Raw genomic sequence first — 15768 nt, forward strand, 5'->3', positions numbered from 1 at the left:
TCACGAGAATTCATCATGAACAACATCCTGCTTTATGTGGTCACTGTACTCATTTGGGGCTCAACTTGGCTGGCGATTGAGTTTCAACTAGGTAGCGTGCCCGTGGAGGTATCACTGTTGCTGCGCTTTGCCATAGCAGCGCTATTGATGTGGGGGTATGTGCTCATCAAACGCCTGCCTATGCGTTTTAATCGCCGCGATCATGTCTTTTTTGCCTTATTAGCATTGTGTAATTTTGGCGCGAATTACCTCATTCTCTATTGGGCGCAAGCCTATTTAACCTCAGCACTGGCCTCGATTGCGTTCAGTATGCTGTTGTTGATGAATATCATTAATACCAAGCTGTTTTTCTCTCGTCCCATCGCCAAACGCATTTATTTTGGCGCCCTACTGGGCGTGGTAGGGATTGCCGTACTGTTTTGGCCGGCAATTTCGTCGTTGGATTTAAACAATGGCGTATTAATTGGCTTGCTGCTGGCGTTGTCGGGCACCTTAGTGGCATCGTTAGGGAATATGGTCAGTGTGCGTAACTCACAAGCCGAGGTCGGAATTTTACAAGGCAATGCTTGGGGCATGTTGTATGCAACCCTAGGTTTAAGCTTATATGTTGTATTCACTGGCGCCAGTGTCGACTTCGCAACAACCACAATGAGTTACTGGCTATCGCTGCTTTACTTAAGCACCTTTGGTACGGTCATCGCCTTTGCCTGCTACTTCGTGCTATTAAAAAATATTGGCCCTGAGAAAGCCAGCTATGTGATCGTCTTATTCCCGCTCGTAGCGGTGGTACTGAGCACCCTATTTGAAGGCTTTGTATGGCAAGCGAACACCGTATATGGCTTTGCCTGTGTACTGCTTGGCAATGCCATTGTGCTCACGCCAGTGCACAAAATAACGGCTCGCTTTCGTAAGCCCCGTGTTACCGAGGTACCACAAAAAGCAGTGCGTCCGCTTGGCAGCTAATCACGGCGGGCGTGGTGCCAAGGTATTCGCCATCGGCTTCAATACCCAACCCTACAGTTGTCACCTCACAGCGCTTTATAGCCGCTGTGGTGATCTGTGCAAGTCGGGTATGCGCGCCAAAGTAACTAAATAATAGCGCCACAGCTTGGCGCAGTGGCGCGCCTTGAGCAACGCTGAGGTAATTTAGAGCGCCGCTTGTCACATTAGCATCCGGCGCGACCTTCATGCCACCACCAAAAAACTGACCATTGGCAAAGCAGCACATCAGCTGGCGCTGGTTAGTCACCTTGCCATCAATTTCTACCCTGACCTGTGGGTTAGAGTAGGTATAAAAGTGCCTAAGCCCCTCCCAGCTATATCGCCAACGGGCTAATCGGCCTTTTTTGTTCTGCGTTGCGCGCACCACCTCAGCGTCATAACCAACTCCAGCCACATTAACAAAGTAACGATCGTTGATTCGCCCTAAGTCGATACGCTGTGCCGGCGCCCGTAAAGCTGTAGCTAACCAATGCGCTTGGCTAACACGCCACTGCCGAGCAAAGTCGTTGCCACTGCCACAGGGGATCAATGCCACCTCAACAGCGGTGTAGGCAAACGCATTGACAACCAAGTGTAAGGTGCCATCGCCACCGAGCACCACAACCCTTGTTAAACCATTGCTACGCGCTTTCAAACGTTTTAAGTCACGCGCAAAGTCCCCGGACGTAGCTAGGCGGGAGTAACCAATAGCCGCTTGCTGCAAACATTTTTCGAGTTGGTCGAGCAACTTTTTTTGGTAACTGGGGTGATAGACCACCAACCAAGATGAACAAGTCGGCAAATGGACACCTTAAAACAAATATGTTTTATCTGAATAAATATGCAGCCTATTTTAATACAGAAAGCTTATCAAGCTTTAAACCCTTAATATAATAAGGTTCAAGGTAAAAGCACACAAATATAATCATGCATAAAACACGCTAAAGCGAAACTTAACAAAAGCAAAATATATAAAAAAAACTTATGCGAAAGGGCCAAAATTTATCGTTTTATTTTTAACCACTTCAGCCTCACAATAGCCATGTTTTCAGACACAGACATAGCGCGGAGCAACCAAGATGAACCCAGTAAACACATTAAACCAAACGGCAGCAAGCCAAGTCGCAGTGAAGCCCAGCAAGCGTAAAGCAAAAATGCTGGCAAAGTTAAACCGCTTCGGTAAGGAACTCGCTCTTAGTGGCGTCGTTCGTTACAAGTAATAAGTTAGATTAATGTTACTTTGGGTGTAAGGCACCAACCAGCTTTACACCCTCAACCTTCCCCCATCGCAGTCTAAAATACCCTCTATTTCACTGAATTAGCACAAAAATCAAGCAAACGACCGTTTTTCTATTTACACCTGCGTTTTGCCTCAGTATTATCCTAGCCCATGGAGAGATGGCAGAGCGGTTGAATGCACCGGTCTTGAAAACCGGCATGGGTTAATAGCCCATCTAGGGTTCGAATCCCTATCTCTCCGCCACATTTTACAAACTGATTCGCGCCGGAGAGGTGGCCGAGTGGCTGAAGGCGCTCCCCTGCTAAGGGAGTATAGGGTTTGTAGCCCTATCGAGGGTTCGAATCCCTCCTTCTCCGCCATTAGTTATAAGAGAACCGCCTTTACGGCGGTTTTTTTATAACTAAATTTCGAGTAGGCGGACTTGGTGAGGACCCTTTGTTCGACAAAATGTCGGGAACATTTTGAGCCGCGAAGGCGCCCGTAGCGGCGAGTGTATGGATACACGAGTGCTCATCCCGAGTCGAAGCCATTAGTTAAGTTAAAAAACCGCACATTGTTGCGGTTTTTTGCTTTTCGGCGTCCAGTCGCAAGCGTCCAGCCTTCGGCGTCTCAGAACTGCGAAGCAATACTTCGATTTCTTCGACCCTTCTCCGCCATTAGTTATAAGAGAACCGCCTTTACGGCGGTTTTTTTATAACTAAATTTCGAGTAGGCGGACTTGGTGAGCCCCCTCCGTTCGACAAAATGTCCGGAACATTTTGAGCCGCGAAGGCGCCCGTAGGGACGAGTACAGGATGTACGCGCGCTTATCCCAACAACCGTTATCAGAACCTGGCCTTTACTTTTTCACCACGTTTGCCACCATAACGCCCCATTATCAACAGCGATGAATATTCACTATGCTATTACATACTCAAGACGCAGAGTCTAGCCAGCAACTTTATCAGCACCTTGTCGGTGCCATCACCCCTCGTCCTATTGCTTGGGTCAGCACCCGCAGCGCCACTGGCGTCGATAATATCGCCCCTTACTCATTTTTTAGCGTGGCCAGCTGCCAACCGCCGGTGTTATCAGTTACTCATGTGACACCTCGCACAGGAGAGCCGAAAGACACATTGAAAAACTTGCTGGCAACCAAAGAATGTGTGGTAAATATTGTCACTGAAGACTTGCTCACGGCGATGAATCAAAGCTGCGCCAACTACCCGAGTGATATCAGTGAATTTACGGCCGTGGGTATTGATAAGCACACTAGCCACAGTGTATCCGTGCCAGGCGTTGCCGCTGCGCCAGTACGCTATGAGTGCACGCTGCGAGAGGTGATTGAGCTTGGCTCAGAGCCGGGAAGCGGGCAAATGATGTTGCTCGACGTTAAAACCATCGACATTGATGATGCTCTGTTGGTCGATGGTCGCATCGCACCGGAACGTTTGCCCACTATAGGTAAGCTAGGTGGCGATGCCTACGCGCATACCACCCGTCAAAGCGTGCTTAGTCGCCCAGTACTCGATTAGCAACGCTGAGTAACGCCGCAATATCTTGCTCATCATTGTAGATGTGCGGTGAAATACGAATACCCAAGCGGCGTTCATCGACGCTGATACAGGCTTTGTTTAGTTCCGCTAGCAGGGCCTGTTGGTGACGTCCGCCATGGACAATCAGGGTACCACTGCGCTTCTCGGGCTCCTTCGGCGAGACAATCCACTGCTGCAGGTGCGACCACAGCAATTGTTGCATGGCCAGGTTATGGTTACGCACCTTATCGATGCCGTACTCATTGAACCAGCTAATACTGTGCGCGGCCAAAACATAAGGTGCAATATTGGGGGTGCCGCCCCAAAAACGTAAGGCACTGGGGTGGTAGTCAAAATGATGAATATCAAATTCAAAAGGATTGCTGTGGGAAAACCAGCCCACGTCTTTGGGCTGACAGTGCGCTAATTGCTGCTCACTAACCCATAAGTAAGCGGCTCCTGGCCCACCACAGAGCCATTTTACGCTCGAGCCGATCATAAAGTCGGGTGCCACTGCGGTTAAATCCAAAGGGATCACCCCCGCTCCCTGAGCTACATCGATTAGCGACAACACTCCCCGCTTTTTTGCGTACTCACAGATATGAGCAACCGGGGCCTGCTGCCCAGAGTTGGAATACACCTGACTAACAAACACCAAATCAACCTCAGTGTCTAAGTAATGCTGCCATACCTGAGCATCACTGACATCTTCGTGAGCCGGTATAAATCGCAGCTGACAATCCTCAGGTAAGGCTTTTTGCAACACAAAGCCCATGCTCGGGAAGTCTTGCTCACTGAGCAGCACTTTGCACCCACCTCTCGTTAGCCGTGGGTGGGCCATCAGCAGCTTGGTCAATGCACTGGATAAATTAACCTGTGGGCAAAATTGCCCAGCAGGGCTATTAAATAACCTCGCGAGTGCTTGAGTAAACTGTTCAATAACCTGCAGCCATTGTGACCAAGGCTCTTGTTGGCCCTGCTGCCAAGGCGCAAAGAACGCCTCATTGAAGGCGTGCTGTGCGGTTGTTAATGGCCGACCCACCGAGTGGCTGAGTAAGTAGGGCCCTTGAGGCAAGGCAAAGGTATCTTTCATTAGTTGTCCACCAACGCCGTTAATGTGGCGATATCGTGATAACGGGTGTGAATATCATCGCGCTCACGCGCAGCGCGCTTATCGCGCAGATTAGCGAGTTCGGCCAACAGCACAGGTAAGGGCGGTCCACTGGCCGTTACCTTCGTTTGATGCTGGCTACCAAGATTTTCATTAGGAATACGAATATACTTATCAACCAGCTGGTTATGGTGCTGAATTGCCGTTTGCCCATGCAATTTACACACCCTCAAAAATGCTCTGAGGTTTTGCTGAAACCAGGAACTGCTATGCTGCTGCGGTGCCACCGCTAAAAACTCATCCATAATCGACGGCAAACGCATGCAATTGCGCAGTACGCGCTGATCTTCTGGCATCATGTATAAAAACTTCTCTACCAGCATTTGTGAATAAGCCGGTTCATTGGCGCAGCATAACCCCAACAACATATCGATCACGTTAATACCAGCAAAATCACCGGCATTGGCGCCCCGATAGACCTCTTTGCCAACCCGATAAGGCTTGTAATAGGGGCGCACGGCATAAAAGAACTGCTGTGCATCAAGGTGCTGAAATAAATAGCGGTTACTCTCCAGTACATCTTTTAGCGCTTGTTCGGCCACTAACAATAAATCAGGAACCACAGGGTGAGAAATGCCCAAAGGCTGGATACGCAACAACGCATCGGCGGCCCGCTTGAAGGCCACTATGCCCTTAGTGTTATAGTCAACAAACAAGCGTTCATCGGGCAGATCAGTAAAACGTTTATATTGGCCATTGATAGCGCGATTATGGGTGGTTAAATGCGCCGTTGCAAAACGAGGGGTAACGCCTATGGACGCGCCAATGTGCATAGCCAGAGTCGACGCTTGTTGCAGCGGAGAATGCGTTTCTCGTGACGGCTCGGTGATTTCATGACGCCGACACGCCGCCATATATAAGCCAACATTGCCGAGCAAATCAAAGGCACTATCGAAGCCCTCATCGGTATTGCCCTCATCAACTAAATTAGCTATTAACGCGTCTCCTTCGTCTGTGAGTTGCTGCTTCAGTGCATCGCCGACACCATGGACATTGGCACGATCGGCCTGTGCTTGGTAGCGCTGTTCTAATTGATTATTAATTTCGACAAAGCGACTGCGGATCCAGTCATCAAATTGCTGTGCGTGCGGTGTCATAGGAGCTACAAAAATATTGCCTTACATAAGGTAAAAATAGCATAAAGCCGGTGGTGCTTTTTATTAACCTCCACTAACATAAACGTATAAAAACAATAAAAATCACCATTGAATAAATGACAAATAGCGATAACCACTCAAAAATTAAAATAGATGCCAAGGACCTGCAGTTGCTTGCGCTGCTGCAAGACAATGGCCGGATGAGTGTCAGCGAGTTAGCGCAGCGCGTTAATCTGTCAGATACTCCTTGTATTCGCCGCATCACTAAGCTGCAGCAAGCTGGCTATATTCGTGGTTACCATGCCCGTTTAAACGCCCAACAACTGGGGTTTCATGTTACCGTCTATGCGCTTATTAAATTACAGCAAAACTCCGCTCAGGCCGCCGATAACTTCGAAAGCCAAGTGGATGGCTTTTTAGCGGTGCAGGAATGTGCGGTGATCACCGGTGAGTACGATTATTTGCTAAAAATTATTGCCAAAGACCTTGGTGACTACGAACACTTCGTCAAACATACTCTCGGAGGCCTTGCGGAGATTGCCGCCATTGACTCCACCGTGGTTTTAAAACAACGCTTCTCTCGCTGGCAGCTGCCGCTGTAGTTGTATATACAGGGTTGCTCGCTATCCGCTAGCTGTCAGTGCAGTGCTTTGGTATGCTGCTAACTTGGATTGATGGAGTACTCCCATGCGTATCGTTATTTTTATGCTGATGTTGATCAGCGGTGTAGGCCACAGCAGCGAAACTTGCCTCGATATAGTCAGCGATGTCGACACCATAATGGCGGCGAAAGAACAAGGCCGCTACCGCTACGCCATTGGTGATGGCCAAGCTGCGGTTGATATCAGCGACAACCCCAGCTTTGCTACCTATTTACGCCGTGCCAATCAGTGGCTAAAGACACACAACCCCCGCGCCCACACTCCTTGCCCCGTAAACACAGCCACAGTGCAACTGCTGCAGCAGCAACAACAGCTTCCTGCCAATACTCAAGTGCATCATTTACTCAGCCCATTTGAGCTGCGTCAGCATAATAATGACAAGGTCGCGTTGCTGTTTCACGGCCTTACCGACTCCCCTTTTAGCTATCATAGCCTCGCGGCCTATTTCTATCGCCAAGGTTTCACCGTGCGGACAGTACTGTTACCAGGCCATGGCAGTGCCGCAGCTCAGCTTCAGGACGCCGAGTTTTCGCAGTGGCAGCAACTTGCTCGCTATGCCATAAACCGTGCCGCTAACGAGTTCGAACAGGTGGTGATTGGCGGCTACTCAACCGGTGCGGCGTTAGCCATGGCCGAGCTTGTAGCCGAGCCTGATAGAGCCAATATCCGCGCCCTTATGCTTTGGTCTCCCGCCAGTGAACCACATAATAAAAATGGCTGGCTAGCAAAGTGGATTGATCGGGTTCCATTCGTAAACTGGATCGATAAAGACGCCGACATAGATTTCGCCAAATATGAAAGCTTTCCTTTCGCTGCCGCAGCCCTAGCCCATCAAGCCATGTCGCGAATTAGTCAAGATGCGCTGACTGAAGCCGAGCTGCCCAATATTCCGTTATTTGTTGTTCAAAGCGAGGTCGATACCACTATTGATGCACGCGCGACCTTAAATATGCTTAAGGTATGGCATGACCCACAAAAACGTCCGCAAACCCGGCACGATATGTTGGTGTTTTATGGTCAACAACAAGCTGCCAAAGCATTGTTAGGGGCCGCGTTCGATATTCGTAGTTATTCATGTCAGCGTGGACAGCCTCCTTGTGAGGACGTTATTGATATCTCTCATATTGGTGTGGTCAACGCGCCACAGCACCCATACTATGGTCGGCAAGGGCTTTATCGTAACTGCGGCAGCTATTTAGAGGATGATGCCCGCTACCGCCAATGCAAAGTGGGTGAGGTGATCGTCGGTGAGCGCACCGCCGCTAACCTCTCGCAGCAGCGGCCGCTCAAGCGCCTGACCTATAACCCGTTTTATGCGCAGCTAGAGCAAGATATGAGCGCGTTTTTAGCTCGGGTCATGCAGTAACATGACGGCACTGACGCATCGCTTCTTTACGTCGGTCACCGAGGTTGGACAACCCACTTGGCAACGTTTTTTCAGCGCTCACCCTTTTAGCCAATATTCGTTTATTTACGCCCTAGAACAATCCGGGAGTGCCTGCGCACAATCCGGCTGGCAGCCCTACCATCTAGGTTTATACCGAGGTGAGCAGCTGGTCGCCCTATGTATAGGCTATATAAAATCTCACTCTTATGGCGAGTATGTATTTGATTGGAGTATTGCCGAGGCCTACCAGCAATACGGCTTTGACTATTACCCTAAATGGCTTAGCGCCATCCCCTTTACGCCCATCACCGGCCCGCGTATCGCTTACCGTGATATTGACCCACAGCAAGCGGCTATCGCCCTCGCCAACGCCCTAGATCACGAAGCCGAGCAACAGCAATGGTCGGGATGGCATATCAACTTTTACAATGACGACGTCAGCCAACACTTGGCACATCCCCCTTTACTAAAGCGTCAAACCGTACAGTTTCAGTGGCGCAATCACGGCTATAACAACTTCGGACACTTCTGTAGCGCACTGAAGTCTCGTAAGCGCAAGCAAGTGTTAAAAGAACGAGCACAGATTGCGGCGCAGCAGTTGCAGGTACAAGTGCATCAAGGCCGGGAAATTAGCCCCGAGTTAATGCATGCAATGATCCGCTTTTACCAGCAAACTTACCTCAAGCGCTCAGGCCATCTGGGCTATTTAACTGCAAACTTTTTCACCCAGCTACTCACGCTGATGGCTGACCATTTGGTCATTATCAGCGCTTGGCACCAAGGCACCATTGTCGCCGCAAGCCTTTATCTGCGCGACCAGCAAACCTTGTACGGTCGATATTGGGGTTGCGATGAGCAATTCCAGCACTTGCACTTCGAACTATGCTATTACCAAGGTATTGAATTGTGTATAAACGAGGGGCTAACAAACTTTAACAGCGGCGCTCAAGGGGAACATAAAATCGCCCGTGGCTTTGCGCCGATTTTCACCCACTCCTGCCATCGCTTTTGTGACAGCCCATTCACTGCCGCATTAACGGACTTTGTGGCTCGCGAAAGTGCGCAGCTGGACTTGTATAGACAACAATGCTTAGCGCTTAGTCCGTTCAAAGTGCAGTAACTGATTATTCGCAGGCATCGCTACATCATCAATCAAGGTCAGCCCCGCTTGCTTGGCTAAGGCGACCAGCCATTGTTGCTCCCTAATACCACTGCGTGGATCGCGTTGTTTGAGCATGGCATCAAACTGTGCATTGCTGGCACTGGTGAACTGACCTTGACACTTAAAAGGCCCGTAAATACATAACTGGCCATGTAATGGCAAGTGCTCACTAACCCCTGCAAAGAACGCCTCAACCAGCGCTTCGCTGACAATATGAAGGGTATTGGCAGTGAACATACCATCTGGTTGCGATACCGGCCAAGGCTCGCCAATATCGAGAGACAATGGCGGTAACAGGGTGTCACACTGTGCCTCTTGCAGCCATAGCTCGATGCCATCATGGTTAGCAGGTAAGTCGCTGGTTTGCCACAATAAGTGCGGCAATCGAGGAGCGAAAAAAGCAGCGTGCTGGCCAGTGCCCGAGCCAATCTCAAGCACCTGCTCAGTATTTTTAAAAATACGCTGTAATTGCGCCAATATTGGCGCTTTATTGTTTTCACACGCCTGTGAAAAAGGTTTATTGATGCTCATCTTCAGCCAAAGTATGTAGGAAGAAGTTAAACTCAAGGGCTTTCTCTTGCAGGCTTTTGAATCGCCCAGAAGCCCCACCATGACCCGACTCCATGTCGGTTTTAAATAACAATAGGTGATTATCGGTTTTGTACTCGCGCATTTTCGCAACCCATTTCATCGGTTCCCAGTACTGCACTTGTGAGTCATGCAGCCCAGTGGTTACCAAAATATGGGGATAATCTTGCGCCTTGATATTATCGTACGGGGAATAAGCCGCGATGGTTTGATAATCGCCCTCATCGTTGGGGTTACCCCATTCATCATACTCGTTGGTGGTCAGCGGAATGCTCTCATCCAGCATGGTGGTCAGCACATCAAGGAAGGGCACATGACAGCCAATCGCACGATACAAATGCGGAGCCTGGTTAATGACCGCCCCCATCAGCAGGCCACCGGCACTGCCGCCGCTGGCGAACACTTTATCCTCAGCACCATAACCCTTGGCAACCAGCGCCTCGGTAACATCAATAAAGTCATTGAAGCTATTTTGCTTATGTTTGAGCTTGCCTGCTTCATACCATTGCCGGCCCAGCATCTCTGAGCCACGAATATGCGCAATAGCATAGACGAAGCCACGATCGAGTAAACTCAGGATGGTGCTGGAAAAGCTTGGATCGATAGTAATGCCATAGGCACCATAACCATACTGTAACAGCGGGTTGCTGCCATCGCCTTTAAATAAATCACGACGGTATACCAGAGAAACAGGCACTTGCTCACCGTCACGCGCAGTGATAAACAAGCGTTCGCTGGCGTAGTCATCGGCATTAAACTCACCCACCACCTGCTGCTGCTTCAACAAGGTTTTCTCACCCGTGGCTAAATCAAACTCAAACAAGCTACCCGGCGTTGTTAAGCTCGAATAAAACACCCGCGCCTTGCTCACATTCGGTTCGGGATTCATGGCCACACCGGCAAAGTAACAGGGGTCGGCAAATTGCAGTGGCACCGGCGACCCCGTCGCCATGCCTTGGCGATGCTGGTACACCACAAAGCCTATCTGCCCTTGCTGGCGCTCGGTGAGCAACCAGTAGTGCTCAAACAGCTCGACACTCTCTAACAGCACATCCTCGCGGTGGGCAACGAGCTCTTGCCATTGCTGTAAGTCGGCTAATTGCGCGGCAGTGGCTTGCATAAAGCGGAAGTTCTTCGCCTGCCAATTACTGACGATATAAAAGTACTCACCTAGCTTATCAATATCATACAGGTGCCCTTGGGTGCGCGGCAGTAACTCCGTTACTGGAGCACACGGGTTATCGGCATCAATAGCGAAGGTATGGCTGGTTTCTGTGGCTTCTAAATCGATAAAGATCAGGCTCTCGTCACGGCTTTTGCCCAGCCCCATATAAAAGCTGCGGTCACTCTCTTCGTATACCAACACGTCTTGCTCTTGCGCCGTACCTAAGCGATGACGAAACACCTGATAACCCAGCAGTGTTTGTTCATCTTTACGCACATAAAAAACTGTTTGGTTATCGTTGGCCCAGACTACTTGGCCTTCGGTGTTAGTGAGGGTGTCGCTAAGCAGCTCACCGGTGGCGAGATCCTTAAACGCCACGGTGTAGATACGTCTTCCCGAGGTATCTTCGGCATAGGCAAGAAGCTGCTCATTGGGGCTCACTGCCACCTCACCTAAATCATAGAAGTCATGGCCTTGTGCAAGCTGATTAACATCCAACAGTAGGGTTTTATTATCACCACTAAAACTGGTGGCACGAAAATGTCGGCCGTACTCTTCATCACCACTGACTTCGCTGTGATACCAATAAGCGCCATCTTTGACCGGCACGGTATTGTCGTCTTTCTTTATGCGCCCTTTGAGCTCGGCGAACAGCTGTTGCTGGCGCTGCGCAGTAGACGAAAGCATTTGCTGACAATAACGGTTTTCCGCCTCTAAGTGAGCGAGAACTTCGGGGTTTTCACGCTTATCGTCACGCATCCAATAGTAATCATCTTGGCGCTGCTGACCATGGTGGGAAAGTAAGTGGGGAACCTTTTTGGCGATGGGTGCTTGCACAAATGACCTCAATACACTGAAACTGAGCCGTCAGTGTATCATTTGCTCAACAGGGCGACTATTCCTCTACTTCTTGCCAAGCTGTTTGCCAATTTAAGCCAACGCCTGGTTCGTATTGATCGTGGTTTTTACCACCCAAACGACACAGTTCGGTATACGGCCAAGGCTTGCAACGGTACACCTTTCCAGTCGCTAAATGCAGTACTCGGTCACCAGCGCGATAGGACTCGTGGTTAACAGGAAAAATGTGATCATAGCCGGAAGCCATTTCTCCTACCTGATCTTGGCTTTTAGCTACACAGTTATAATTAATGACTACTTCAGTAATGCCACAGCGACTACTGGCATAAATTTCATTACCACGATAGCCAACAATCAATCCTTGCTCGGTCATGCGCCCAGCCTGCATTAAAGGAATATGAGTGTTAATGTATTGCGCCACTTCACGGGACCAATTCTGAGGTTCCCCTTGCTGGTCCGATTCAATATTGATGACAAAACTGAGATCTTTGACTAGCCCTTGGGTGTCGTATACTTCTACTTCAACCACGTCGCCACGAAACAACTGGGTATGACTACTGAGCGTGCCCACGCTGATCCATTCACTTTCGGGTAAAGACTTCACCATTGCAAACCTCACAATTTGGCTTTCCTAAACAAACCAGGTAGCAACCCAATAAAGCTTAATTAAAACTTAAAGGTAACTTAATTTTTAACCAGCTGAAAGATTAATATTCTACTTTCACCCTTTGCCATAGCGCAATAAAGTATTGGTTTATTGAAGCAATATAATACTTTGATACTAAAAAAGGGAAGTCTCCTTCCCTTCTATTAGTTGCTTACGCCTTTGCCGCTTTTGGCCTGCGACTGAATAACTGCCAGAACTTAACAAATGCTCGGCGCACATCAGCGAGTATCATATATAAGCAAGGTACCAAAATGAGTGTCAGTAACGTTGCGTACATTACCGCAAAGCCTAATGCTACGGCCATGGGGATGACGAATTTAGCTTGTAGGCTGGTTTCGAACATAATGGGTAGGACACCGGCAAAGGTAGTAATCGACGTCAGGGTAATAGCACGAAAACGGGCGCAGCCACCCTCAACCACTGCCCTGGCCGTGCTGTGTCCTTCACGGCGCGCTTGGTTGACAAAGTCAGTCATTACCAATGAGTCATTGATAACCACACCGGCGGCGGCGATTAGGCCGAAGAAAGACATGGTACTGAGGTCAAGGCCGAACCAAAAATGTCCCCACAATGCCCCTGTTAAGCTGAACGGGATCACCGACATCACAATGAGTGGCTGGCTATAACTCTTCAGCGGCACAGCTAAAAGAATATAAACAATGATCATTCCCGCAATGAAAAACAGCATTTGCTCATTTGCCTGCGCTTGCTGCTCTTCAATGGAGCCGCCAAGCTCAGTTTTAACCGAAGGAAAGTCCTCTTTTAGCTGTGGCAGTAGGTCTTCTTTAATGCGTTTAACAACGGCTGTTGGCTCCACCATTTCTTCATCGATGCTGCCATACACATAGACGGTGCGGTAACCACCCTCGCGGCGGATATAGCTCACACCCGGGCGCTCTTGAAGTTCAACCACATCACCTAACATCACTTCTTGACCGCTAGGAGTCATCACTACGGTGTGTTTTAACGATGAGAACGCCTCGCGTGTCAGTTTAGGGTAACGCACCATCACCCGTACTTCTTCACCATTGCGGATCACCCGTTGCGCTTCACCACCATAGAAACTTGCCCCAACTTGATTAGCAATATCTTGCAAATCTAGACCCAAGTCATAGGCCACTGGCTTGAGACTAAGCTGCACTTCCTTGCTTGCTGGGTCGATGGTTGAACTAATATCAAACAACCCCTTTTGCTGTTGCAGCATGGAGATAAACTGACGCCCAGCGGCATTAAGCGTATCAATATCGGAACCAAATAGTAGGTAACCGAATTCGCCGTCCCCTCCCGGGTTACCGTTGACATCATCTTGGATAGTCAGTGATTTAATGCCGGCTATTTCTGGCATAGCTTCGCGCCAACGGCGCGACAATTCAAAGGCGTTATAAGGGCGAATTTCTTCTTCAACGAGTGGCGCCAATACCGTGGCTTCCGTGCGGCCTTGGTTAAACACCAACAGATCACGCACCATTTTTTGCCCAGCTTGTTGTTCGGTTTCGCGATCAACTTCACGCACCATGGCTTCAATTTTTTGCACCGCTCGGATAGTTTGCATGTCCGAGGCATTATCGTTCATCTCGATATTAATTTGCGGGAAGTCATGCGGCACTTTTGGTGTAGGAACCATACGCACATGGTTGCTGGCTATAAGTGTAAAACTGAGCACTAACATACCGAAGAAACCTAATAGCACCACCCAACGCCACTCGATGCACTTTTCTACCGTGCGTCGGTAAGGGCCATTAACGAAAGCAAAGAACCGAGTATTAAAGCGCGTTCTGAACCCATCTTTTTTAATAGGTGGGAACTTAGTATGAGCGATGTGCGCGGGTAAAATCAGTTTTGATTCAATCAAGCTAAACGCCAAACACGCCATCACTACCACGGCGATACCGAAGAAGAAGGCTCGTTCAGGACCACTTGATAATGTAAACGGCGCGAATACCGCCATCGTAGTAAGCACCCCGAAGGTCGCCGGTGTGGCGACACGTTTAGCGCCGCGCACCACATTTTCAACGCCACCGCCTTTTCTCTCAATTTCGGTATAGGCACTTTCGCCTATGACAATGGCATCATCCACCACGATTCCAAGTACCATGATAAAGGCGAATAACGATACGATATTGATACTAATGCCAAATAACGGCATGGTCATCAGGGCACCCAAGAAACAGACAGGTAAGCCCACCATCACCCACAGAGCCAATTTAAAACGTAAAAACAAGCTCAACATAATGGCCACCAAAATGGCCCCTTGGAACAAGTTTTTCAGCATCATGTCCAAGCGCGCATTGAGGTAGTAAGTCATATCCATCAAGGGGACAAGACGCACTCCAGAGGGGAGCGACTCATTCTTACTGTCGATATAGGCTTTAACCGATTCGGCCACGGGAATCATATTTTGTTCTTTGGTTGCTTTCACGCTGAGGTAAATGGCGTTTTTACCGTTGAACTTGAAATAACGCTCACCCTCGGTGAAACCGTCTTTTATTACCGCCACATCTTGCAGTAGGACCTTCGCGCCATTAGCACCGACTTTCACTGGAATAGAGCGGAACTCCTCACCAGAGTATGACTGCGCCTCTACACGCACAGAGATAATGCCGGCATCGGTACGTAATTGACCAGCGGAGAAGTTAGCCGAATAACGTCTTACCGCACTAGCCACATCATTAAGTGTGAGGCTATAACGGCGCAAAGTATCAGGCTTGATTTCAATAGCAATCTCATCGAGTGGCACATCGTTTTGCACCAACGACACATTGCTTAGCTGTAGTAACTCATCCTCAATGTTATTGGCTATAGGCTTGAGTTCTGTCAGAGGTAAATCAGCAACCAAAGACATGCCTATGACATCTTGGCGGAATTCTACTTGGCTAATGGTGACAGGCTCCATTCCCGCAGGAAAGGTCGCGATGCCATCAACACGCAGCTTAACTTTATCTAAAACATCGGTGAGCTCAACATCTGGGTCTATCTCTAACTGCGCGCTTCCTGAGTTGCGAAAGGCACGATACACCCCTTTTTCGATTTCAGTGACATCCTTAAGTGACTCTTCAATTTTGATCAGGATGCTTTCTTCAATCTCTTGTGGTGAGGCTCCCGGGTAATTAGCCTGAACGGTGATATAGTTGACTTCAACATTGGGAAACATCTGCCGCTGGATGGTCATGTAACTCACAATACCCATGATGATGATGAATAACATCATCAAGTTGGCAGCCACAGGGTTATTGGCAAAGTAAGCGATAATGCCGGTTTGTTTTTGCTGTTGCATTA

The 15768-nt window shown here is 49.1% G+C and carries 13 protein-coding genes and 2 tRNA genes; 8 read left to right on the forward strand and 7 right to left on the reverse strand.

What is annotated here, in order from left to right:
* Nucleotides 1-15: 15 nt before the first annotated feature.
* Nucleotides 16-963, forward strand: a complete 948-nt coding sequence (locus tag MHM89_RS16760) for a DMT family transporter (protein WP_151173623.1) — start codon at nucleotides 16-18, stop codon at nucleotides 961-963.
* On the opposite strand, the gene MHM89_RS16765 is transcribed toward MHM89_RS16760, so the two are convergent.
* A complete protein-coding gene (locus tag MHM89_RS16765) occupies nucleotides 920-1783 on the reverse strand; it encodes a diacylglycerol kinase family protein (protein WP_239409294.1) in 864 nt (287 codons plus the stop codon). The genes MHM89_RS16760 and MHM89_RS16765 overlap by 44 nt on opposite strands.
* A 277-nt stretch (nucleotides 1784-2060) precedes the next feature.
* Here MHM89_RS16765 and MHM89_RS16770 point away from each other — a divergent pair, with 277 nt between their 5' ends.
* The 4 genes from MHM89_RS16770 to MHM89_RS16785 all read left to right on the forward strand — a co-directional run bounded on the left by MHM89_RS16770 (nucleotide 2061) and on the right by MHM89_RS16785 (nucleotide 3735).
* Complete coding sequence (locus MHM89_RS16770) at nucleotides 2061-2201, forward strand: hypothetical protein (protein WP_022944967.1); 141 nt, start codon at nucleotides 2061-2063, stop codon at nucleotides 2199-2201.
* Between the two features lie 172 nt (nucleotides 2202-2373).
* Nucleotides 2374-2464, forward strand: a tRNA-Ser gene (locus tag MHM89_RS16775).
* 23 nt (nucleotides 2465-2487) lie between these two features.
* Nucleotides 2488-2580: transfer RNA gene (locus tag MHM89_RS16780), tRNA-Ser, on the forward strand.
* Nucleotides 2581-3120: 540 nt separating this feature from the next.
* A complete protein-coding gene (locus MHM89_RS16785; protein ID WP_239385833.1) occupies nucleotides 3121-3735 on the forward strand; it encodes a flavin reductase family protein in 615 nt (204 codons plus the stop codon).
* On the opposite strand, the gene MHM89_RS16790 is transcribed toward MHM89_RS16785, so the two are convergent.
* Entirely contained in the window at nucleotides 3713-4828 is a 1116-nt protein-coding gene (locus MHM89_RS16790; protein WP_239409295.1) for an aminotransferase class V-fold PLP-dependent enzyme, read from the reverse strand. The genes MHM89_RS16785 and MHM89_RS16790 overlap by 23 nt on opposite strands.
* Nucleotides 4828-6003 carry a monodechloroaminopyrrolnitrin synthase PrnB family protein gene (locus MHM89_RS16795; protein WP_022944964.1) on the reverse strand — a complete coding sequence of 392 codons (1176 nt, stop codon included), beginning with the start codon at nucleotides 6001-6003 and terminating at the stop codon, nucleotides 4828-4830. Before MHM89_RS16795 ends, MHM89_RS16790 begins: the two co-directional genes overlap by 1 nt.
* A gap of 116 nt (nucleotides 6004-6119) precedes the next feature.
* Here MHM89_RS16795 and MHM89_RS16800 point away from each other — a divergent pair, with 116 nt between their 5' ends.
* The 3 genes from MHM89_RS16800 to MHM89_RS16810 all read left to right on the forward strand — a co-directional run bounded on the left by MHM89_RS16800 (nucleotide 6120) and on the right by MHM89_RS16810 (nucleotide 9172).
* Complete coding sequence (locus MHM89_RS16800; protein ID WP_239409296.1) at nucleotides 6120-6605, forward strand: Lrp/AsnC family transcriptional regulator; 486 nt, start codon at nucleotides 6120-6122, stop codon at nucleotides 6603-6605.
* Nucleotides 6606-6690: 85 nt separating this feature from the next.
* Nucleotides 6691-8031 (forward strand): alpha/beta fold hydrolase, encoded by a 1341-nt coding sequence (locus MHM89_RS16805; RefSeq protein WP_045979414.1) that lies wholly within the window; start codon nucleotides 6691-6693, stop codon nucleotides 8029-8031.
* A 1-nt stretch (nucleotide 8032) separates the two neighbouring features.
* Nucleotides 8033-9172, forward strand: a complete 1140-nt coding sequence (locus tag MHM89_RS16810; protein WP_239409297.1) for a GNAT family N-acetyltransferase — start codon at nucleotides 8033-8035, stop codon at nucleotides 9170-9172.
* Here the strand turns inward: MHM89_RS16810 and MHM89_RS16815 are convergent.
* The 4 genes from MHM89_RS16815 to MHM89_RS16830 all read right to left on the reverse strand — a co-directional run bounded on the left by MHM89_RS16815 (nucleotide 9143) and on the right by MHM89_RS16830 (nucleotide 15766).
* Nucleotides 9143-9739: a DUF938 domain-containing protein gene (locus MHM89_RS16815; protein ID WP_239409362.1), complete on the reverse strand. Its 597-nt coding sequence runs from the start codon at nucleotides 9737-9739 to the stop codon at nucleotides 9143-9145. The genes MHM89_RS16810 and MHM89_RS16815 overlap by 30 nt on opposite strands.
* Entirely contained in the window at nucleotides 9732-11804 is a 2073-nt protein-coding gene (locus MHM89_RS16820) for a S9 family peptidase (protein ID WP_239409298.1), read from the reverse strand. Before MHM89_RS16820 ends, MHM89_RS16815 begins: the two co-directional genes overlap by 8 nt.
* Before the next feature lie 58 nt (nucleotides 11805-11862).
* The gene (locus MHM89_RS16825) at nucleotides 11863-12432 is read right to left on the reverse strand and encodes a hypothetical protein (RefSeq protein ID WP_022944957.1); all 570 of its coding nucleotides are present in this window, start codon (nucleotides 12430-12432) and stop codon (nucleotides 11863-11865) included.
* A 211-nt stretch (nucleotides 12433-12643) separates the two neighbouring features.
* Nucleotides 12644-15766, reverse strand: a complete 3123-nt coding sequence (locus MHM89_RS16830; protein WP_239409299.1) for an efflux RND transporter permease subunit — start codon at nucleotides 15764-15766, stop codon at nucleotides 12644-12646.
* Nucleotides 15767-15768: the final 2 nt, after the last annotated feature.

Source organism: Pseudoalteromonas sp. CNC9-20 (assembly GCF_022347875.1).
In the GTDB taxonomy this organism is placed as follows: domain Bacteria; phylum Pseudomonadota; class Gammaproteobacteria; order Enterobacterales; family Alteromonadaceae; genus Pseudoalteromonas; species Pseudoalteromonas ruthenica.

What these genes read in the sequence shown, in the direction of transcription:
- MHM89_RS16770 (WP_022944967.1), top strand. Translation starts at nt 2,061, where the DNA reads ATGAACCCAGTAAACACATTAAACCAAACGGCAGCAAGCCAAGTCGCA.
- MHM89_RS16805 (WP_045979414.1), top strand. Translation starts at nt 6,691, where the DNA reads ATGCGTATCGTTATTTTTATGCTGATGTTGATCAGCGGTGTAGGCCAC.
- MHM89_RS16810 (WP_239409297.1), top strand. Translation starts at nt 8,033, where the DNA reads ATGACGGCACTGACGCATCGCTTCTTTACGTCGGTCACCGAGGTTGGA.
- MHM89_RS16760 (WP_151173623.1), top strand. Translation starts at nt 16, where the DNA reads ATGAACAACATCCTGCTTTATGTGGTCACTGTACTCATTTGGGGCTCA.
- MHM89_RS16825 (WP_022944957.1), bottom strand. Translation starts at nt 12,432, where the DNA reads ATGGTGAAGTCTTTACCCGAAAGTGAATGGATCAGCGTGGGCACGCTC.
- MHM89_RS16800 (WP_239409296.1), top strand. Translation starts at nt 6,120, where the DNA reads ATGACAAATAGCGATAACCACTCAAAAATTAAAATAGATGCCAAGGAC.
- MHM89_RS16785 (WP_239385833.1), top strand. Translation starts at nt 3,121, where the DNA reads ATGCTATTACATACTCAAGACGCAGAGTCTAGCCAGCAACTTTATCAG.
- MHM89_RS16790 (WP_239409295.1), bottom strand. Translation starts at nt 4,828, where the DNA reads ATGAAAGATACCTTTGCCTTGCCTCAAGGGCCCTACTTACTCAGCCAC.
- MHM89_RS16795 (WP_022944964.1), bottom strand. Translation starts at nt 6,003, where the DNA reads ATGACACCGCACGCACAGCAATTTGATGACTGGATCCGCAGTCGCTTT.
- MHM89_RS16830 (WP_239409299.1), bottom strand. Translation starts at nt 15,766, where the DNA reads ATGCAACAGCAAAAACAAACCGGCATTATCGCTTACTTTGCCAATAAC.